We start from the raw sequence: 17,957 nt of genomic DNA, 5'->3' as shown, positions 1-17,957 counted from the left end.
TTGACGGGTCACGGGCAGATTAACCGCGCAGGTTGCGCTCGACACTCCGAAGCTTGCGGTCAAATCAACCGGCCGTGCGAAACGTCAGGTTGATACGTTGCGGGCCCATCACCGGATGCACGCCTTCCTTGATCGGCATCACCCCATGAAAACGTAACCGATCGACGCCACCCCAGACCACGACATCGCCGTGAAACAACGAGATTTTCTGCGTGCGGTTACCACGCTCATGCCCGCCGAACAGGAAAATGGCGGGCAGCCCGAGGGACACGGAAACTACCGGGGCGCGATAGCAACGTTCGTTTTTATCCTGGTGCAGCGACATTTTGGCCCCGGGCACATAACGGTTGATCAGGCAGGCATCCGGGGAAAAGTCATTGAAGCCGGCTTCTGTGGCCGCCAGCTTGGCAAGCTCGCGCAAAGCGTCGGGCATCGCCGGCCAGGGTTGCCGGCTGCGCGGATCAACCGGGCTGTATCGATAGCCGGAGCTGTCGGTGGTCCAGCCCAGTGCGCCGCAACTGCTCAGGGCCGCCGACATGGTAAATCCGCCGGGTGTGACCATCTGCCGGAACGGTGATTGAGCCAATACGCGCCGCAGTTCAGGTAGCAAGCGATCAATCCAGGGCAGGGCATAGCCCCTCAGCACGTAAGACTCTTCGCCGATCTGCTCGCGCCCGGCCGGTTGTTGCAGCGCATCGTCGGCGAACAGATCCGCCGTAGGGCCGGACATCGCTTACAGCGCCTTGCTCACGGTGATGTCGGTGATTTCGTCACTGGCATCGTGGATTTTCGCCAGCGCCTGCTGGGCTTCTTCGACACTGTTGGTGTGCAATTGCGCGAACTCAAAGCGACGTTCGCCGTTGAGTTTGTACTTGATGACGTATTTGGTTGTGGTAGTCACAGTGTTTTCCTGTCGAGTGTTCGGGTCAGCTCAGTTTGGTACTGGTGCGGCGAACGATGCGAATCTTGTGAGACAACGCTGGCTTACGCGTGACGCTGATGGCGCGGCGTGTCACTACATCCAGGGTGATGTTCCAGAAACCGGTGCTGGGTGCGGTGATTTTTGCCGGAAATTTGTCGAACGCGCCGCCGTGATAGGTGTGGCGGCCACCGTTCTTGAAGCTGCGAAAATTGGCGTCGCTCATCAGGCGAATGTTGCACGTTTGTGAGCATTCGATGACAACGATGTCGCCCTCGTTGAGGTGCTCGCGCTGGTGGATGAATTTCATGGGGTGTCTCCAGAAGGGCTTTTTCTGAAAAATCAGAATGATACGTAGGTTAAGATAGAGTTTATCAGCCCCAGCGCGTTTATTATCGGGTCGTCGTCGACGACTTCGACAATTTAAAACAGTTATTTCCCGAGTTTTTAGAGATAAATCCTACATTGGCGGGAGAAATCTACTCTCTACGCTGTCGTAGGATCTTTATCGGAGGTTTAAGTATGAAGTGGAGTGTGTTGGTTCTGGCCTTGGCCTTAGGTGGGTGTGCTTCGGTTGCAGATATCAAGCAGACCCCGCCAACATTGGTGGTTATTTCAGGTAAAAAACCGCCGGAATATGCCGCGTGTGTCGTGCGCAAGCTCGCCGCCACCCGCAGACCGCCGCAGATCGAACCTCACAAGGACGGTGTACAGGTGATTGTGCCGCAGAAATTCTCGGCTGATCCGTCGGCGATCTTCGAGATTGAAGAACGCTCCAGCGGCAGCAGTATCAAACTTTATGAAAGCATGTCGAACGTGCCCATTCGACCTGGTGATGTGAAGAAAGCCGCAGAGGATTGCATCTCCGGCTGAGCCCCAGGCTCATTGGGCGCTTGAATCCGATAAGAAAGCCTGATGCTGCAGTGCAGCGTCAGGCTTTTTTTTGCCGTGCGTTTGGGTGTTGTCGCGAGAGGTCCATTTCCCTACCATTTATAAGCTTATGCGCTTGTGATCTAGCTTATAACTATAAAAATGGAGCCGTGATGAGCGTGTTGATCGGGCAAGGCATCCGTTAAACTGTCGGGTATTCAATGCAAAAAATGCCGCGCAACCCTAACGATTGCGTGGCATTTGTCTTTTTCTGGAAAACCGTCATGAAGCGTGAACACGTCAAAGCCCACCAGGCCGAGGGTCAGATTTCGGCCACCCATGTCATTCAGAACCCTGCCGATCTTGGCGAGTGGATCGTGTTTTTCAAAAAAAGCGGCGGGCGCAGTTTTTTTCTGGTGGACGAGCAGGATGAAGTCGAATCATTCGCGCGCCTGGATGACCTTATCGAGCTTCTGCGCGGGCTGGGCATCAAGTTCGCCGAAATACACCTGTAGCCGTTTGGCTATTTGCACACGACCACTACGCTTCGGCTCTTGAAGTTGCCTACGTCTTTGCCCAGGGTCTTGTCGTCTTCCTTGAGCGAGGGCGTGCCTTCGGTGCCGACGATACGGTAGCCGGTGCCCGCGCAGGAGGCGTCGGCTTTCTCGTAGCAGCTGGCCCACGAGTTGGCTTCGCCCGAGCAGTCGATGGTCAGGCCTTGCTCGCCATTTTTCAGGAAGGTGTCGGAGGTGGTGGTGCAGCCGGTCATCAGCGCCAGGGTTGCAGTCAGTGCCAGAATCTTGTTCATGAGTTGAGTCGTCGTCGAGGGTGTTGGAGGGAGCGCTGACACTGTCGTGGGGCGTTCGCAGCAGATTATAGCGAACTGCCACCTAGGTACAGACAAACACAAAAAAGCCCCGTCAATCGGGGCTTTTTGCGCAAGTCGCCGTGGCTTACTTGCCTTTGGGTCTTTTGCTCGATGCGTGGCCGGCTTCGTCCACAAACACTTCGGCTACCGCGATAGCCTGGCTTTCAGTCGGAAATACCCCGGCAACGCTGTCACCGTGAAAGTTGATCAAGTGCCAGCCGTCTGCTCGCTGTGTGATCAGGTAGCCGTTTACGCCTTTTGGTTCTGACATCTATTAACAATCTCGTGGTCTGGTTCAAGCGCGTCATGATAGCGCCAAATGCCGGGGGAAAGGGCAAGTTGTTGCAGGTCAGTGTGACGCGCGGCAAAGCGTGCTAAAACAGTTATACCCCTTTTAATCATTGGGGGATGGCATGTTTTGCCGAACCGCTGGGCAAGCTCTTGGCAGGATCAGCGGAACTTACGCCGACATTTTTTCTCTATGATGACATCGCAACGCCAGCAGGACCCATTGTAAGGTGACTGCGGCCTCATTAGACTGCGCCGAATTCCGTACGCACAGCCCTTTGTAAGGACTCATATGATCAAGAAATGCTTGTTCCCAGCAGCCGGTTACGGCACTCGCTTCTTGCCAGCGACCAAAGCCATGCCCAAAGAGATGCTGCCGGTGGTGAACAAGCCACTGATTCAGTACGGCGTCGAAGAGGCATTGGATGCCGGTCTGAACGAAATCTCCATCGTCACCGGCCGTGGTAAGCGCGCACTCGAAGACCACTTCGACATCAGCTACGAGCTGGAAAACCAGATCAAGGGCACCGACAAGGAAAAATACCTGGTCGGTATCCGTAAATTGCTCGACGAGTGCTCGTTCTCCTACACCCGTCAAACCCAGATGAAAGGCCTCGGCCACGCGATCCTCACCGGCCGCCCGTTGATCGGTGACGAACCGTTTGCCGTGGTACTGGCGGACGACCTGTGCGTCAACCTGGAAGGCGACGGCGTACTGACCCAAATGGTCAAGCTGTACCAGAAGTACCGTTGCACCATCGTTGCGGTGATGGAAGTCAATCCGGCCGAAACCAACAAGTACGGCGTGATCGCCGGTGACGACATTGGTGATGGCCTGATCCGCGTACGCGACATGGTCGAGAAGCCAGCGCCGGAAGACGCGCCGTCGAACCTCGCGATCATCGGCCGTTACATCCTCACCCCGGACATCTTCAAGCTGATCGAAGAAACCGAGCCAGGCAAGGGTGGCGAGATCCAGATCACCGACGCCCTGTTGAAGCAAGCCAAAGACGGTTGCGTGATTGCCTACAAGTTCAAAGGTCAGCGTTTCGACTGCGGTGGCGCTGAAGGCTACATCGAGGCGACCAACTTCTGCTACGAGCACTTCTACAAGACTGGCAAGGCTTACTGATTCACGCTTGCTGAGTGTTTTAAGAGAAAGCCACCCTCGGGTGGCTTTTTCGTTTTTCAGCCCCATCTAAATCGGTATGCTGATGACCTGCCGAGGAGAGTGAAATGGCCTACGATTTTGACCTGTATGTAATTGGCGCCGGTTCTGGCGGTGTTCGCGCGGCGCGTTTTGCCGCTGGCTTTGGCGCCAAGGTGGCCGTGGCGGAAAGCCGCTACCTGGGCGGCACGTGCGTTAACGTCGGTTGCGTACCGAAAAAACTGTTGGTGTACGGGGCGCATTTCGCCGAAGACTTCGAACAAGCGAGCGGTTTCGGCTGGTCGTTGGGTGAAGCTGACTTTGATTGGGCGACCCTGATCGCCAACAAGGATCGCGAAATCAACCGCCTCAATGGCATCTATCGCAACCTGCTGGTCAACAGTGGCGTGACCTTGCATGAAGGGCATGCGCGTCTGGTGGATCCGCACCAGGTAGAGATTAATGGCGAACGCTTTACCGCCAAGCACATCCTGATCGCTACAGGTGGCTGGCCACAGATTCCGGAGATTCCAGGGCGCGAACACGCCATTGGTTCCAATGAGGCATTCTTCCTCAAGGCGCTCCCCAAGCGTGTGCTTGTGGTTGGCGGTGGCTACATTGCCGTTGAGTTCGCGGGCATTTTCCATGGCCTGGGCGCGCAGACCACGCTGCTGTATCGCGGCGATCTGTTCCTGCGCGGTTTCGACGGTTCAGTGCGCACCCATCTGAAGGAAGAGCTGACCAAGCGCGGCCTCGACCTGCAGTTCAACGCCGACATCGAGCGTATCGACAAGCAAGCCGATGGCAGCCTCAAGGCCACCTTGAAAGACGGCCGCGTGCTCGAGGCTGATTGCGTGTTCTACGCCACTGGCCGCCGCCCGATGCTGGACAACCTGGGCCTGGAAAATACTGGCGTCAAGCTGGACGAGCGCGGCTTCGTTGAGGTGGATGACCTGTACCAGACCGCTGAGTCGTCGATCCTGGCGATCGGCGATGTGATTGGCCGCGTGCAGTTGACGCCAGTGGCCCTGGCTGAAGGCATGGCGGTGGCGCGTCGTCTGTTCAAGCCCGAGCAGTACCGCCCGGTGGATTACGCGATGATCCCGACAGCGGTGTTCAGCCTGCCAAACATCGGCACTGTCGGCCTGACTGAAGAAGAAGCGAAAAAGAACGGCCACAAGGTGCAGATTTTCGAAAGCCGTTTCCGGCCCATGAAGCTGACGCTGACCGATTGCCAGGAAAAAACCTTGATGAAGCTGGTGGTCGACGCTGACACCGACAAGGTGTTGGGTTGCCACATGGTCGGCCCGGATGCCGGCGAGATCGTGCAAGGCCTGGCGATCGCGCTCAAGGCGGGCGCGACCAAGCAGCATTTCGATGAAACCATCGGCGTGCATCCTACGGCGGCGGAAGAGTTCGTCACCATGCGCACGCCTGTGGCTGACTGATCACGCTTGCGGTGTTGCCTCTGGCGCCGTTGCAGCGGCGGCCGCCAGGCGCAATGCCTCGATACTGGCCTGGGCCTTGATAAGGTCCAGTTCCAGGGTTTTGTTGGCAAGCTGGTGTTCGGTCAGCGCTTCCTGGCGCGATTGACTCTCCAGTACCGCCACCCGCAGGCGTTCCTGAAGCAGGGTGCGTTCGCTTTCAATCAGGTTTACCTGTTCGCCAAGCTTTTGCTGCAGGGCCTGGTCTTTGCGGGTTTGCGCTTGCAGCGCGGTCAGTTCCTTCATGGTCACGCGGTGTTCGATCAATAACCGCTCATTGTCGCGATGCAACTGCGTGATTTCGTCCTGGCGCACCATGGCGCTTTGCTGAGCCTGGCGCAGTTCCGCCTGCACTTGTTGCAGTTGGCCTTCGTGGCGTCGCTGTTCCTGCTCGCGCTGCTCCTTGATTGCAGTGCGGTAATGCTCCAGCGCCTCCCGCGCGTGCAGGTGCTTTTCTTCCAGTGATCGAATCTGTTCGTCCTTGTCCGTAATCCTTAACTCGTAATCGCTGCACGCCTGGCTGAGCCCGGCGTTGCGGGTTTGCTCGGTCTGCAGGCTGGTACTGGCGGTTTGCAGGGCGGCGCTTTCTTCTGCCAAGGCGGCGGCCTGGATATCAAATTGTTGCTTGAGCTCGGCGTGAGCCGCCTCCAGCGCTTCTACCTGGGCGAGCAGGGCGGCTTTGTGCTGTTCGAACTGCGCCAAGGCCAGGTCGATAGGTTCCTGAGCCTTCTCTTTCAAACGTAAAGCCAGCCGTGCGACCAGTTCGCCGAGCTCGTCATCGATTGGCGCTTCGGTGATGGTCAGCCGGCTTTCGCTATCGTCCAATTCCTTCAAATAGCGATGAATCGTGGTTTTCGAGCCGGTATTGCCCATCTCGATGCGCACCGCGTCGATGCTGGGGTTTTCGCCGCGGGCAAGGATCGCCAAGCGTGCCGTTTGAACTACTGCTTTGTTTATGCCGCCGCGAGCCATGGAGTCTCCGTCGATTTCGTACTGTGGTACAGGGTATGTATATACATACTGTAACATAAATAAAAACACGTTTAAATTCATGATTTAACGGATGGGATATTGGCGTATTATCCCGTGTCATAGCGGTTTTAAGCGCGGATTCACCTTGCAGCAGTACGAATAGGCCTTTCATGAGCGAACTGGATCGATACCTCAACGCCGCCACACGCGATAACACTCGCCGTAGTTACCGGGCGGCCATTGAGCACTTCGAGGTGAGTTGGGGCGGTTTCCTGCCGGCGACCAGCGACAGCGTCGCGCGCTACCTGGTGGCGCATGCCGGCGTGCTGGCGGTGAACACCTTGAAGCTGCGGCTCTCGGCGTTGGCGCAATGGCACAGCAGCCAGGGGTTTCCCGACCCGACCAAGGCGCCGGTGGTGCGCAAGGTGCTCAAGGGCATTCGCGCCGTGCACCCGGCGCAGGAGAAGCAGGCCGAGCCGCTGCAACTCAAGCACCTCGAGCAGGTGGTTGCATCGCTGGAGGCAGAAGCGCGACAGGCGAGCAGCGACCAGGACGTGCCTCGCTTGCTGCGCGCCAAGCGCGACACCGCGCTGATTTTGCTGGGCTTCTGGAGAGGGTTTCGCAGCGACGAGTTGTGCCGCCTGCACATCGAACACGTGCAAGCAGTACCTGGCGCTGGCATCAGCCTGTACCTGCCACGCAGCAAAAGTGATCGCGACAACCTCGGCAAGACCTACCAGACCCCGGCGTTACTGCGGCTGTGCCCGGTACAGGCCTACAGCGACTGGCTCAGTGCTTCGGCGTTGGTGCGTGGCCCGGTGTTCCGCGGGATTGATCGCTGGGGCAACCTTGGCGAGGAGGGCTTGCATCCCAACAGCGTGATCCCGCTGCTGCGCCAGGCGCTGGAGCGCGCGGGCATTCCGGCCGATCAATACACCAGCCACTCCCTGCGTCGAGGTTTCGCCACCTGGGCTCATCGCAGTGGCTGGGACTTGAAGTCACTGATGAGTTATGTCGGTTGGAACGACATGAAATCCGCCATGCGCTATGTTGAAGCGACGCCCTTTCTTGGCATGACCTTGGCCACCCAGCCGTTGATTTGAGATTTCTTCTATTAATACGGTTACCTGATAGGCAAAACCAATCGTCAGCATCAGGTTTGCCAATGAGCCAACGATCAAGAGAGTGGGTAGGATTCACCCCATCAACTTCTTAACCCCTGACGGAGAGTCAACGATGCCTATCATCAACAGCCAAGTAAAACCGTTCAAAGCAACTGCTTACAAAAACGGCAACTTCGTAGACGTGTCGGACGCTGACCTGAAAGGCAAATGGTCCGTCGTGTTCTTCTACCCAGCCGACTTCACCTTCGTTTGCCCAACCGAGCTGGAAGACCTGGCTGACAACTACGCCGAATTCCAGAAACTGGGCGTCGAAATCTACAGCGTTTCCACCGACACCCACTTTGCCCACGCTGCCTGGCACAACACTTCGCCAGCCATCGGCAAAATCCAGTACACCATGATCGGCGACCCAACTCTGACCATCTCCCGCAACTTCGACGTACTGATCGAAGAAGCTGGCCTGGCAGACCGCGGTACCTTCGTGATCGACCCAGAAGGCAAGATCAAGATCGTTGAACTGAACGACGGTGGTGTTGGCCGTGACGCTTCCGAGCTGCTGCGCAAAATCAAGGCCGCTCAATACGTAGCTGCCCACCCAGGCGAAGTGTGCCCAGCCAAGTGGAAAGAAGGCGAAGCGACGTTGGCTCCGTCCCTGGACCTGGTCGGCAAGATCTAAGTCTGTGAAGTATCAAGGGCGGAACTCCGCACTTAAGTAAGCTGCATCCGCCCTCAAAACGCCCGGGCGAGATTCGCTCGGGCGTTTTTTTGTCTGCAATAAACCGAATTAATAGGAAATCGCCCGTATGTTGGACGCCAATCTTAAAGCTCAGTTGAAGTCATACCTGGAACGGGTCACCCAGCCGATCGAGATCGTCGCCTCCCTCGACGACGGTGCGAAATCCCAGGAAATGCTTGCCCTTTTGCAAGACGTAACCAGCCTCACCACGCTGATTACTCTGAAAACCGATGGCGATGATGCGCGCAAGCCGTCGTTCTCCATCAACCGCCCGGGTGCCGATATCAGCTTGCGTTTCGCCGGCATCCCCATGGGCCATGAATTCACCTCCTTGGTGTTGGCATTGCTGCAAGTCGGCGGCCACCCCTCGAAGGCCAGTGTCGAAGTGATTGAACAGATCCGCGCCCTCAAAGGCGAGTTCAGCTTCGAGACGTACTTCTCGCTCTCCTGCCAGAACTGCCCCGACGTGGTCCAGGCACTGAACCTGATGGCCGTGCTCAACCCGAACATCCGACACGTCGCCATCGACGGCGCGCTGTTCCAGGCTGAAGTCGATGAGCGCCAGATCATGGCGGTACCGAGCGTGTACCTTAATGGCGTGAACTTCGGTCAGGGCCGCATGGGCCTGGAAGAAATCCTCGCCAAGCTCGACACCAGCGGCATCGAAAAAGCCGCAGAAAAAATCAGCGCCAAAGACGCCTTTGATGTCCTGGTAGTCGGCGGTGGCCCAGCCGGTTCGGCGGCCGCTATCTACGCCGCACGTAAGGGCATCCGCACCGGTGTGGCGGCTGAACGCTTCGGCGGGCAAGTGCTGGACACCATGTCCATCGAGAACTTTATCTCGGTGCAGGAGACCGAAGGGCCGAAGCTGGCCAGCGCGCTTGAAGCCCACGTGCGTCAGTACGACGTGGACATCATGAACCTGCAGCGTGCCAGCAGCTTGATCCCTGCAAAAAACGCCGGTGACTTGCACGAGATTCGCTTCGAAAGCGGTGCGACCCTCAAGTCCAAGACCGTGATTCTGGCCACGGGCGCCCGCTGGCGCGAAATGGGTGTGCCGGGCGAGCAGGAATACAAAGCCAAGGGCGTGTGCTTCTGCCCGCACTGCGATGGTCCGCTGTTCAAAGGCAAGCGCGTGGCAGTGATCGGCGGGGGTAACTCCGGCGTTGAAGCGGCTATCGACCTGGCGGGTATCGTCAGCCATGTGACCTTGCTCGAGTTCGACAGCAAGCTGCGCGCCGACGCCGTGTTGCAGCGCAAGCTCTACAGCCTGCCGAACGTCGACGTGATCACCAGTGCGCTGACCAGTGAGGTCAAAGGTGATGGTCAGAAAGTCACTGGCCTGGCGTATAAGGACCGCGACAGTGGCGAGTTCAAGACCATCGACCTGGAAGGCATCTTTGTCCAGATCGGCTTGTTGCCCAACACTGACTGGCTCAAAGGCACGGTGGAGCTGACCCCGCGTGGCGAGATCATTGTCGACGCGCGTGGTGAAACCTCGCTGCCAGGTGTATTCGCCGCCGGTGACGTAACAACCGTACCGTACAAGCAAATCGTGATTGCGGTAGGCGAGGGCGCCAAGGCTTCCCTGAGCGCGTTCGATCACCTGATCCGCACGTCCGCACCTGCGTAAAGTCGGACCCGGAAATGGAAAACCCCATGAGTGATCATGGGGTTTTTTTATGGCGCGAGGCTTTTACATCGGTGCTGGCTGAATAATCTCGACCCAGTACGCATCCGGGTCCTTGATGAAAGCCAGGCTTTTCATGCGGCCGTCGGTCAGGCGCTTCTGGAAGTCACAGCCCAGGGCTTCGAAGCGTTCGCACGCAGCGACAATGTCCGGCACCGAAATGCAGATGTGGCCAAAGCCACGCGGGTCGGTGTTGCCGTTGTGGTACGCGAAGTCGGCATCGTTTTCGGTGCCGTGGTTGTGGGTCAGTTCCAGGATGCCCGGGATCGACTTCATCCACTGGGTGCGTTCAGCGGCGTCGGCCGGGATCTGAGCCTTGTCCACCAGGGCCAGGAAGTACAGGCTGAATTCGGCTTCCGGGAAGTCGCGCTTTTCAACCAGGGAAAACCCCAGGACGCGGGTGTAGAAATCCAGCGACTTGGTGATGTCTTTGACCCGCAGCATGGTGTGGTTGAACACGAAGTTCGTGGTGGCGGTGTCAGGCTGGGCAGTGACGCCCGGGAAAGTGTTCAGTTCGTGCAGGCTCATGGGCCCTCCAGAAAAAAATGGGGCAAACGCGACTTGAAATGATAGGCGCGGTCCGTTGGCTTGCGGCAAGCGTCCATGCAGCCGAGCCATGATACGCAAGGGCCGCCCGGTGCGCCAAATGAAAAAGGTCACGCAGCGCTTGCGACCAGCGGGTGCCGGGCTCAAACTTTGACGCTTGAACCTTGGGCGTTTTTTGCAATGATCGAATTTCGTAAATCGCTGTTGAGCTCGTTGTGTTTACTGCTGGTTAGCCCGTTCGTACTGGCGGCCGACCCGGAAATTCACTGGCCCAGTGGCTGGCAAGTCGAGGAAGTGGAGCCGGACGGCGAAGCACCGGTAAAACCCCAGGCCGTGTCTCGCCAGCGCGCGATCAAGAACGACGAAAATGGCAATACCTTGATGGTCATGGAGTTGACCGGCACACCGATCGAGGCGGGTCATAAAGTTAATCTTCAAGGCGTGTTGCTGGAGATGCGTAAATCCATCCAGAAAGATTTTGCCGGCAGCGGTTATCAAAGCGTGTGCACCAAGATGCACCCAACCACATTGAGCCGTCTTGATGCGTTGGAAACAACTTGCGTGATTACCGAGAATGGCCGACACGTGTTGTCGCAAACATTAGTCGGTGCGGTAGATACCGACACAGCCTATGTTTTTTCATACGCCGGCCAAGCCCAAGCCTATGAGGCCAGCCAGAACGAAGTCGGATCGGTACGCGACAGCCTGAAACTTTGAAGGTGTCAGATTGATCGGATTTGAACAAAATGAAATGTTAGTTAAGTTCGTTTTCGAATCCTTATACAAAAAAAGCCCCGCATCAGCGGGGCTTTTTGTTAGTGCAATGCGATCAGCCGCGAAGCCAGGAATCTACAGTGGCGGCGCCATACTGTTCTTTCCAGGCTTTGAGGCCGCGGTGGTTGCCGCCTTTGGTCTCGATCAGCTCGCCGGTGTGCGGGTTGTGGTAGACCTTGACCACACGTGCGCGGCGCTGTTTGGGGGCAGCGGACGTTGCAGCACCGGCCTTGGCAGGGTGTGGGTCAAGGATCGCGATGATGTCGCGCAGGCCTTTGCCGTAGTGTTTCATCAAGCCTTGCAGCTTTTCTTCGAATTCGATTTCTTTCTTCAGGCCGGCGTCGTTCTTCAGGGATTCCAGCTGGGCCAGCTGCTCTTGAAGGGCTTTTTCTGCTGCGCGAAATTCGGCGAGTCTGGACAAAATCTGTACTCCAATAATGTAGTTTGCTGATATCAACTGCAGACAAAGCTATAAGCCAAGCGCTTATAAAGTGACTCAAAGAAAGAGGCCTTTCTGCGAGTTCAGCACAGGCAGGAAAAATTGTAGTAGTTAATGCCCCACGAGTAAATCACGTCGTTTACCTAAATAAAATTATTTCATCAAAGGTAATGAGTGGCTATTCAACGGCTGGCCAGCGACTTAATGAACTCTTCACCGGGGAGTGGTCGGCCAAACAGGTAACCCTGCAGAAAATCCACACCGTGCGCCGCCAGATATTCACATTGCTCTGCTGTTTCCACGCCCTCGGCCACGATGCCCAGGTCCAGCTTGCCGGAGAGTTCGATGATGCTGTCGAGGATATGCCGTGAAAGTGCATCAGCGCCAATCATCGCCACAAAGCTTTGATCGATTTTCAAGTAATCGACATTGAAGTTGCGCAAGTAACCGAGGCTGGAGTGCCCGGTACCGAAGTCATCGATGGCAATCATCACCCCCAGTTGATGCAGGGCGTCGAACAGCTGACGCGTGATATCCGTGGGCTTGATCAGTTCACGTTCGGTCAACTCCAGCACCAGCGTCACTTGGCCTGGGGCGAACGCGGCGAGAAACGTTCGACAATCTTCCACCAGGTCCAGATCCTCACAGTGGCGTGCCGTGATATTCACGCCAACATGAAAGCCCGGACTGAAACACGCGGCATGCGGGGCCAACTGCGCGGCGGTCTGGCGCAGCAAGGCGCGGGTCATCGGCACGATCAGGCCGGAATGCTCTGCCAACGGGATAAACAGGTCGGGACGCACCAGGCCTTCTTTTGGGTGCTGCCAACGCATCAGCACTTCACAGCCGGCCCATTCACGCGTGTCGCCGCGCACCACTGGTTGAAAGTATGGAATGAACTCGTTGGCACCCAAGGCGCGTTGCAGTTCATGGGTGGGCGCAGACGAGCGCTTTTGCAGCCAGTGCGCAAGCACGCCCGACAGCACGCCAAAAAACACCAGCAGGCTGAACAGTGCCGGATAGCGCGCTTCCATATACCGCCACACTTCACCGGCCGGCATGCCGGCGTCAACACTGTAGTGATAGCGCTCTGAGGCCAGGTGGTGATGGGCCACCTCGAACACCGGCACGGGCGTGTTGTGCACCTTGCCGTCGGCGTCCAGCCAGTTGGGGCCCACTTGCAGCACCAAGTGTGCGTAACGGCTGATCAGGCGCAAGACGTTGGCCAGGTGAAAGCCATCAATCGAGGCGAACGCGGCCTTGTCGCCTTCGACCAGCCGGTTAACCAGCAGCGCGGTATCCGGTGTGACCGGGTTGCCATTCATCAACCACAGGTTCCCGTCCACGTAGTCATCCGGGTTGACCGCCGATTGGTAGTGATCGCCAAACAGCGAGCTGCAATAGATGTTCTTCTGCCAGGACAACGTTGTCGCGCGCACAAAGGGCCGGCGCGTGACCTGTTCACGCAGTGCCAGCTGCGCGCCGTTGTCGCACGGCTGACCGGCCAGTGGCAGCAAGGCCTGGGCGGCGAGGGTGGTGTTATCGAGCATCAGGTCAAACTGGCGCACGGCTTCACGGGCGGTTTGCGCAGTGCTTTGTTGCAGAGTGCGTTCGGCTTGCCAGTGCAGAATGACCATGCCCAATGCGATGGGCAGCAGGCCACTGAGGGTGGTAATCAAATAGCGGGTGGCGCGTTTTCGCGGGCCGTTTACGGTCAGGGGCATGGAGAGACGGCCTGTCGCAGGATGGGAAAAGCCCCGAAGGGCTGATCAGATAGATCAAATGATAGATGGCGCGTGCGAAATAAGCTCGCTGTACCTCGCGGTCAGATGAGTCCGGACCGCTGGAAATTCAGCGTCTGCGCCAGTTGGATGAACGCCAGGGTCGCAGGTGTCGACTGGCGTTGGTCCAGCACCGCCAGGCCAATATCACGACCCACCCGTGGCGAAAGCGGGCGCACCTGGTAACGTGCGTCCGGCGTCTGCGGCAAGGACGCCTGTGCCACCATACTCACGCCGTCGCCGCGGATCACTGCCTCAAGCGTACTGAGCAGTTGCGAGCAGCGGTAACGCACATTCGGGGTCAGACGCGCGCTGCTGAACAACCGCGAGACCAGCTCCTGCGAGCCGGCGTCGGTGAGAATGAACGGGTCGTCACACAGCGCCTTCAAGGTCACGCAAGGTTGCGCAGCCAGCGGGTGCGCAGCGGGCAGCAGGGCGACCATCTGGTCGTTGAACAACGCAAACGTATCGAAGCGCTCCTGTTCGAGCACCACAAACCCCACGTCGATGCGCCGCTCGTCCAGCCACTGGATCACTTGGCGGTCCGGGCCTTCGTCCACGTGCACCTCAATGCCCGGGTGCTGACGCCTGAATGGCTCGAGAATGCGCGGCAGCAGGCGGTTGGATGACGTCGGGCCAAAAGAGCCGATCCGCAGCGTGCCGCGCTTCATGCCTCGCGCATCCGAGGCTTCCTGTTGCAGGGTGTCGGCCACGCCCAGCAGGGTGCGCGCACGCATCAGCAATTGCTGGCCGATATCACTGAGTTCGACCTGGGACTGATGGCGCCGAAACAGTTCGACGCCCAATTCCTGCTCCAAGGCCTTGATGGCATGCGACACGGCTGACTGGCTGATGCCCAGGCGGTGGGCGGTGTGGGTGAAGCTTTGCAGCTCGGCCACCCGCGAGAAGATTTGCAGTTGCGTAAGGGTCATGAGCAATTACTCATTTTACGATGATCAGTCATTAGCCACAGGATATCCCAATCCTGACATTCACAGAGCCTCACCAATGACGTCCTCTCCCGATCGCCTGACTTACCTCAAACTTGCCGCTGTCACCATGATCTGGGGCGCGACCTTTGTGGCCGGCCGCTACCTGGCTGCCGACGTAGAGCCGCTGCTGGCTGCCACGCTGCGTTTTGTGTTGGCCAGCGCAGCGCTGCTGGGCTTCATGGCCCTGGCACGCGTGCGCCTGGCTCGGCCCAGCGTCACGCAACTTGCGCAGTTGGCAATGCTGGGGTTCTGCGGGATCTTTTTCTACAACCTGTGTTTCTTCTACGGCCTGCATTACATCAATGCGTCGCGAGCGTCCCTGATCGTGGCCTTGAACCCGGCCGTGATCGGCCTGGGTTCGTGGTGGCTGTTCAAGGAGCGGCTAGGCACGGCCAAATGCCTGGGCATTGCCTTGTGCCTGGGCGGCGCGGGTGCGGTCATCCTCAGCCGCAATCCGCATGCGCTGCAGGGTGCGGCCAACACCTGGGTGGGCGATCTGCTGATTTTTGGCTGCGTGTTGGGGTGGGGCGCCTACTCGTTGTTTTCCCGCAGCCTCAACCAGAGCCTGGGGCCATTGCAGACGGTGACCTGGTCGATCTTGCTGGGCACGGCGATGTTGACGCTCACCACGCTGATCGGTGGCAAGCTCACCGTAAATGCGCTGAGCGCGATCCACTTGCCGCAACTGCTCAGCCTGCTGTACCTGGGCGTGTTCGGCTCGGCGCTGGCCTACATCGCCTGGTATGACGGCATTCGCCGCATCGGCGCGACCCGCGCCGGCGTGTTCATCGCACTCAACCCGCTGACGGCGGTGATCTGCGGCGCCGTGCTGCTGGATGAACACCTGAGCGCGCCGATGCTGGTGGGCGGGGCGGTGATCCTGCTGGGCATCCATCTGTGCAACAAACCCCTTGCGCAGCCCCAGCCATTGGGGATTTGATAAGAGTGCGGACAAACGTTGTTACGCTGTGTAGAATCGATTTACGCATACAAGAATATGGACTTGCGCTCACGCAAGCCTCGGCCGTCAGAGACTGATGTAACCATGAAGCTACTCGGCTCCCCCCTCATCTTTGGTGATTTCCTCGCGCGCAGCGTGCGAGGCCTGTCCTGCGCGCCACCCTGCAACCTCATCCTTGCTCGCAAATAACCCTGTGTTAATTACAAGAATGATGAGGTGCCACCATGGCAGACCAATACGAAAACCCAATGGGCCTGATGGGCTTTGAATTTATCGAATTCGCATCGCCAACGCCGGGCACCCTGGAGCCGATCTTCGAGATCATGGGCTTCACCAAAGTCGCCTCCCACCGCTCCAAGAACGTGCACCTGTATCGCCAGGGCGAAATCAACCTGATCCTCAACAACCAGCCCGACAGCCTGGCCTCCTACTTTGCGGCCGAACACGGCCCGTCGGTATGCGGCATGGCGTTCCGCGTCAAGGATTCGCAGCAGGCCTACAACCGCGCACTCGAACTCGGCGCCCAACCGATTCATATCGAAACCGGCCCGATGGAGCTGAACCTGCCAGCCATCAAGGGCATCGGCGGCGCGCCGCTGTACCTGATCGACCGTTTCGGCGAAGGCAACTCGATCTATGACATCGACTTCGTGTACCTAGACGGTGTGGACCGCAACCCGGTGGGCGCCGGCCTCAAGGTCATCGACCACCTGACCCACAACGTGTATCGCGGGCGCATGGTCTATTGGGCCAACTTCTACGAGAAACTGTTCAACTTCCGTGAAGCGCGCTACTTCGATATCAAGGGCGAATACACCGGCCTGACGTCCAAGGCCATGAGCGCTCCGGACGGCATGATCCGCATCCCGCTGAACGAAGAGTCGTCCAAGGGCGCGGGCCAGATCGAAGAGTTCCTGATGCAGTTCAACGGCGAAGGCATCCAGCACGTGGCGTTCCTCACCGACGACCTGGTCAAGACCTGGGACGCGCTGAAGAACATCGGCATGCGCTTCATGACCGCGCCGCCAGACACCTACTATGAAATGCTCGAAGGCCGCCTGCCTAACCACGGCGAGCCGGTGGACCAACTGCAAGCGCGCGGCATTCTGCTCGACGGTTCGTCGATTGCCGGCGACAAGCGCCTGCTGCTGCAAATCTTCTCGGAAACCCTGATGGGCCCGGTGTTCTTCGAATTCATCCAGCGCAAGGGCGATGATGGGTTTGGCGAGGGCAACTTCAAGGCACTGTTCGAGTCGATCGAGCGTGACCAAGTGCGTCGTGGTGTACTGACCGCCGACTAAGCGTGAAAAAGCCCGGGCGAGATAACCCTCGGCCGGGCTTTTTATGGCCTGCGCATCACGCTTTGCGCTGACGCACCAAGTGCTTGAAGCCTTCGTACACCAGCACCATCACCGCCAGCCAGATCGGGATATAGGTCAGCCACTGGCCGCCCTTGATGCCTTCGCCCAATATCAGCGCCACCGCCAGCAGCAACACCGGTTCCACATAGCTGAGCAGCCCGAACAGGCTGAAAGGCAGCTGCCGGCTGGCCACGATATAGCTGACCAGCGCCGAGGCACTGATCACGCCCAGCATCGGAATCAATGCATACAGCTTTGGATGACTGTCCATCACGGCGAAACCTTGCTCACCGTGCTGCACAAACCACCAGGCCACGGGCAGCATCAGCGCCATGTCCAGCCACAAGCCGCCCAGATGATCAGTGGTCAGGTATTTGCGCACCACAAAATAGATCGGGTAACCAATGATCACCACCAGGGTTGCCCAGGAAAAACCACCGGCCTGATACAGCTCGTTGAGCACGCCGAGCGCGGCAAAAAATACCGCGATCTGCTGCAGGCGCGACAAGCATTCGCCGTACACCAGGCGCCCGGTCAACACCATGGTCAGCGGCAGCAGAAAGTAGCCGACCGACACATCCAGGCTGCGCCCATTGAGCGGCGCCCACATAAATAGCCACAGTTGCACGCCGAGCAACGCCGACGACAGCAGCACACCGCCGATCAGCCGCGGCTTGGCCGCCAGCATCCGCACCAGCTCCCATACCCGCCGCCATTCGCCGCTGACGATCATGAACACGGTCATGCACGGCACGGTCAGCAGCATGCGCCAGCCGAAAATTTCCAGGCCGCTCAATGGCGTGAGCAGCGAGGTGAAGTAATACATCACGGCAAACAACACCGAGGCCAATACCGACAACACAACACCTTTAGACACACTGTCCTCGCGAAAACGAATAGCTACAAAAGAGGGGGGATATTTCAGGAGGGGATTATGGTGCTTTTGGCGGCAGACGGTTGCGCTGTTTTGGGGCGTTTTGCAGGAAATTTTCTCGCCACACACTG

The 17,957-nt window shown here is 58.2% G+C and carries 21 protein-coding genes; 10 read left to right on the top strand and 11 right to left on the bottom strand.

The window, feature by feature from the left end:
• Window positions 1-64: 64 nt before the first annotated feature.
• From alkB to FPT15_RS11215, 3 genes are read right to left on the bottom strand one after another with little or no spacing between them, the layout of a single operon-like run.
• A complete protein-coding gene (alkB, locus tag FPT15_RS11220) occupies window positions 65-730 on the bottom strand; it encodes a DNA oxidative demethylase AlkB (RefSeq protein ID WP_145160889.1) in 666 nt (221 codons plus the stop codon).
• 3 nt (window positions 731-733) lie between these two features.
• On the bottom strand, window positions 734-901 hold the full coding sequence (locus FPT15_RS29750) for a hypothetical protein (protein WP_164487941.1): 168 nt from the start codon (window positions 899-901) through the stop codon (window positions 734-736).
• Between the two features lie 25 nt (window positions 902-926).
• Window positions 927-1,229 (bottom strand): DUF1883 domain-containing protein, encoded by a 303-nt coding sequence (locus tag FPT15_RS11215; RefSeq protein ID WP_003173824.1) that lies wholly within the window; start codon window positions 1,227-1,229, stop codon window positions 927-929.
• Between the two features lie 212 nt (window positions 1,230-1,441).
• Here FPT15_RS11215 and FPT15_RS11210 point away from each other — a divergent pair, with 212 nt between their 5' ends.
• Window positions 1,442-1,792: a hypothetical protein gene (locus tag FPT15_RS11210; protein WP_106579154.1), complete on the top strand. Its 351-nt coding sequence runs from the start codon at window positions 1,442-1,444 to the stop codon at window positions 1,790-1,792.
• A gap of 281 nt (window positions 1,793-2,073) precedes the next feature.
• A complete protein-coding gene (locus tag FPT15_RS11205; protein ID WP_145160887.1) occupies window positions 2,074-2,304 on the top strand; it encodes a hypothetical protein in 231 nt (76 codons plus the stop codon).
• Window positions 2,305-2,312: 8 nt separating this feature from the next.
• On the opposite strand, the gene FPT15_RS11200 is transcribed toward FPT15_RS11205, so the two are convergent.
• Window positions 2,313-2,597 (bottom strand): hypothetical protein, encoded by a 285-nt coding sequence (locus tag FPT15_RS11200; protein ID WP_145160885.1) that lies wholly within the window; start codon window positions 2,595-2,597, stop codon window positions 2,313-2,315.
• Window positions 2,598-2,742: 145 nt separating this feature from the next.
• Window positions 2,743-2,928 carry a hypothetical protein gene (locus FPT15_RS11195; protein WP_028616218.1) on the bottom strand — a complete coding sequence of 62 codons (186 nt, stop codon included), beginning with the start codon at window positions 2,926-2,928 and terminating at the stop codon, window positions 2,743-2,745.
• 309 nt (window positions 2,929-3,237) lie between these two features.
• On the opposite strand from FPT15_RS11195, the gene galU reads away from it, so the two are divergent.
• Window positions 3,238-4,077 carry a UTP--glucose-1-phosphate uridylyltransferase GalU gene (gene galU, locus FPT15_RS11190; protein ID WP_003230743.1) on the top strand — a complete coding sequence of 280 codons (840 nt, stop codon included), beginning with the start codon at window positions 3,238-3,240 and terminating at the stop codon, window positions 4,075-4,077.
• Between the two features lie 104 nt (window positions 4,078-4,181).
• Window positions 4,182-5,540, top strand: coding sequence for a glutathione-disulfide reductase (gene gorA / locus FPT15_RS11185; protein ID WP_145160883.1), 1,359 nt, complete (start codon window positions 4,182-4,184; stop codon window positions 5,538-5,540).
• On the opposite strand, the gene FPT15_RS11180 is transcribed toward gorA, so the two are convergent.
• A complete protein-coding gene (locus FPT15_RS11180) occupies window positions 5,541-6,548 on the bottom strand; it encodes a DNA-binding protein (protein ID WP_145160880.1) in 1,008 nt (335 codons plus the stop codon). It abuts the gene before it with no gap.
• Window positions 6,549-6,718: 170 nt separating this feature from the next.
• Here FPT15_RS11180 and FPT15_RS11175 point away from each other — a divergent pair, with 170 nt between their 5' ends.
• The 3 genes from FPT15_RS11175 to ahpF all read left to right on the top strand — a co-directional run bounded on the left by FPT15_RS11175 (window position 6,719) and on the right by ahpF (window position 10,041).
• The gene (locus FPT15_RS11175; protein WP_145160878.1) at window positions 6,719-7,651 is read left to right on the top strand and encodes a site-specific integrase; all 933 of its coding nucleotides are present in this window, start codon (window positions 6,719-6,721) and stop codon (window positions 7,649-7,651) included.
• A gap of 133 nt (window positions 7,652-7,784) precedes the next feature.
• The gene (gene ahpC / locus FPT15_RS11170; RefSeq protein WP_053255965.1) at window positions 7,785-8,348 is read left to right on the top strand and encodes an alkyl hydroperoxide reductase subunit C; all 564 of its coding nucleotides are present in this window, start codon (window positions 7,785-7,787) and stop codon (window positions 8,346-8,348) included.
• Window positions 8,349-8,475: 127 nt separating this feature from the next.
• Entirely contained in the window at window positions 8,476-10,041 is a 1,566-nt protein-coding gene (gene ahpF, locus FPT15_RS11165) for an alkyl hydroperoxide reductase subunit F (protein ID WP_145160876.1), read from the top strand.
• 63 nt (window positions 10,042-10,104) lie between these two features.
• Here ahpF and gloA read toward each other — a convergent pair whose 3' ends face one another.
• Window positions 10,105-10,626, bottom strand: coding sequence for a lactoylglutathione lyase (gloA, locus tag FPT15_RS11160; RefSeq protein WP_106579161.1), 522 nt, complete (start codon window positions 10,624-10,626; stop codon window positions 10,105-10,107).
• 198 nt (window positions 10,627-10,824) lie between these two features.
• Here gloA and FPT15_RS11155 point away from each other — a divergent pair, with 198 nt between their 5' ends.
• Window positions 10,825-11,361 (top strand): DUF4946 domain-containing protein, encoded by a 537-nt coding sequence (locus FPT15_RS11155; protein ID WP_145161232.1) that lies wholly within the window; start codon window positions 10,825-10,827, stop codon window positions 11,359-11,361.
• A gap of 112 nt (window positions 11,362-11,473) precedes the next feature.
• Here the strand turns inward: FPT15_RS11155 and FPT15_RS11150 are convergent, their stop codons facing one another.
• The 3 genes from FPT15_RS11150 to FPT15_RS11140 all read right to left on the bottom strand — a co-directional run bounded on the left by FPT15_RS11150 (window position 11,474) and on the right by FPT15_RS11140 (window position 14,570).
• The gene (locus FPT15_RS11150; protein WP_145160874.1) at window positions 11,474-11,839 is read right to left on the bottom strand and encodes a histone-like nucleoid-structuring protein, MvaT/MvaU family; all 366 of its coding nucleotides are present in this window, start codon (window positions 11,837-11,839) and stop codon (window positions 11,474-11,476) included.
• A gap of 200 nt (window positions 11,840-12,039) precedes the next feature.
• The gene (locus tag FPT15_RS11145; protein ID WP_145160872.1) at window positions 12,040-13,581 is read right to left on the bottom strand and encodes an EAL domain-containing protein; all 1,542 of its coding nucleotides are present in this window, start codon (window positions 13,579-13,581) and stop codon (window positions 12,040-12,042) included.
• Window positions 13,582-13,682: 101 nt separating this feature from the next.
• The gene (locus FPT15_RS11140; RefSeq protein WP_145160870.1) at window positions 13,683-14,570 is read right to left on the bottom strand and encodes a LysR family transcriptional regulator; all 888 of its coding nucleotides are present in this window, start codon (window positions 14,568-14,570) and stop codon (window positions 13,683-13,685) included.
• A 76-nt stretch (window positions 14,571-14,646) separates the two neighbouring features.
• On the opposite strand from FPT15_RS11140, the gene FPT15_RS11135 reads away from it, so the two are divergent.
• Both FPT15_RS11135 and hppD read left to right on the top strand, forming a co-directional pair.
• Window positions 14,647-15,570, top strand: coding sequence for a DMT family transporter (locus FPT15_RS11135; protein WP_145160868.1), 924 nt, complete (start codon window positions 14,647-14,649; stop codon window positions 15,568-15,570).
• A gap of 245 nt (window positions 15,571-15,815) precedes the next feature.
• Window positions 15,816-16,892: a 4-hydroxyphenylpyruvate dioxygenase gene (gene hppD, locus FPT15_RS11130; RefSeq protein WP_145160866.1), complete on the top strand. Its 1,077-nt coding sequence runs from the start codon at window positions 15,816-15,818 to the stop codon at window positions 16,890-16,892.
• Between the two features lie 55 nt (window positions 16,893-16,947).
• Here hppD and rarD read toward each other — a convergent pair whose 3' ends face one another.
• Window positions 16,948-17,829 carry an EamA family transporter RarD gene (gene rarD / locus FPT15_RS11125; RefSeq protein ID WP_145160864.1) on the bottom strand — a complete coding sequence of 294 codons (882 nt, stop codon included), beginning with the start codon at window positions 17,827-17,829 and terminating at the stop codon, window positions 16,948-16,950.
• Window positions 17,830-17,957 lie beyond the last annotated feature (128 nt).

It is taken from the genome of Pseudomonas sp. RGB (assembly GCF_007713445.1).
Lineage (GTDB): Bacteria > Pseudomonadota > Gammaproteobacteria > Pseudomonadales > Pseudomonadaceae > Aquipseudomonas.
The sequence above is the reverse complement of the archived record's forward strand: the minus strand, read 5'-3'. Positions and strand labels throughout refer to the sequence as shown.

What these genes read in the sequence shown, in the direction of transcription:
- alkB (WP_145160889.1), bottom strand. Translation starts at nt 730, where the DNA reads ATGTCCGGCCCTACGGCGGATCTGTTCGCCGACGATGCGCTGCAACAA.
- FPT15_RS11215 (WP_003173824.1), bottom strand. Translation starts at nt 1,229, where the DNA reads ATGAAATTCATCCACCAGCGCGAGCACCTCAACGAGGGCGACATCGTT.
- FPT15_RS11210 (WP_106579154.1), top strand. Translation starts at nt 1,442, where the DNA reads ATGAAGTGGAGTGTGTTGGTTCTGGCCTTGGCCTTAGGTGGGTGTGCT.
- FPT15_RS11205 (WP_145160887.1), top strand. Translation starts at nt 2,074, where the DNA reads ATGAAGCGTGAACACGTCAAAGCCCACCAGGCCGAGGGTCAGATTTCG.
- FPT15_RS11200 (WP_145160885.1), bottom strand. Translation starts at nt 2,597, where the DNA reads ATGAACAAGATTCTGGCACTGACTGCAACCCTGGCGCTGATGACCGGC.
- FPT15_RS11195 (WP_028616218.1), bottom strand. Translation starts at nt 2,928, where the DNA reads ATGTCAGAACCAAAAGGCGTAAACGGCTACCTGATCACACAGCGAGCA.
- galU (WP_003230743.1), top strand. Translation starts at nt 3,238, where the DNA reads ATGATCAAGAAATGCTTGTTCCCAGCAGCCGGTTACGGCACTCGCTTC.
- gorA (WP_145160883.1), top strand. Translation starts at nt 4,182, where the DNA reads ATGGCCTACGATTTTGACCTGTATGTAATTGGCGCCGGTTCTGGCGGT.
- FPT15_RS11180 (WP_145160880.1), bottom strand. Translation starts at nt 6,548, where the DNA reads ATGGCTCGCGGCGGCATAAACAAAGCAGTAGTTCAAACGGCACGCTTG.
- FPT15_RS11175 (WP_145160878.1), top strand. Translation starts at nt 6,719, where the DNA reads ATGAGCGAACTGGATCGATACCTCAACGCCGCCACACGCGATAACACT.
- ahpC (WP_053255965.1), top strand. Translation starts at nt 7,785, where the DNA reads ATGCCTATCATCAACAGCCAAGTAAAACCGTTCAAAGCAACTGCTTAC.
- ahpF (WP_145160876.1), top strand. Translation starts at nt 8,476, where the DNA reads ATGTTGGACGCCAATCTTAAAGCTCAGTTGAAGTCATACCTGGAACGG.
- gloA (WP_106579161.1), bottom strand. Translation starts at nt 10,626, where the DNA reads ATGAGCCTGCACGAACTGAACACTTTCCCGGGCGTCACTGCCCAGCCT.
- FPT15_RS11155 (WP_145161232.1), top strand. Translation starts at nt 10,825, where the DNA reads ATGATCGAATTTCGTAAATCGCTGTTGAGCTCGTTGTGTTTACTGCTG.
- FPT15_RS11145 (WP_145160872.1), bottom strand. Translation starts at nt 13,581, where the DNA reads ATGCCCCTGACCGTAAACGGCCCGCGAAAACGCGCCACCCGCTATTTG.
- FPT15_RS11140 (WP_145160870.1), bottom strand. Translation starts at nt 14,570, where the DNA reads ATGACCCTTACGCAACTGCAAATCTTCTCGCGGGTGGCCGAGCTGCAA.
- FPT15_RS11135 (WP_145160868.1), top strand. Translation starts at nt 14,647, where the DNA reads ATGACGTCCTCTCCCGATCGCCTGACTTACCTCAAACTTGCCGCTGTC.
- hppD (WP_145160866.1), top strand. Translation starts at nt 15,816, where the DNA reads ATGGCAGACCAATACGAAAACCCAATGGGCCTGATGGGCTTTGAATTT.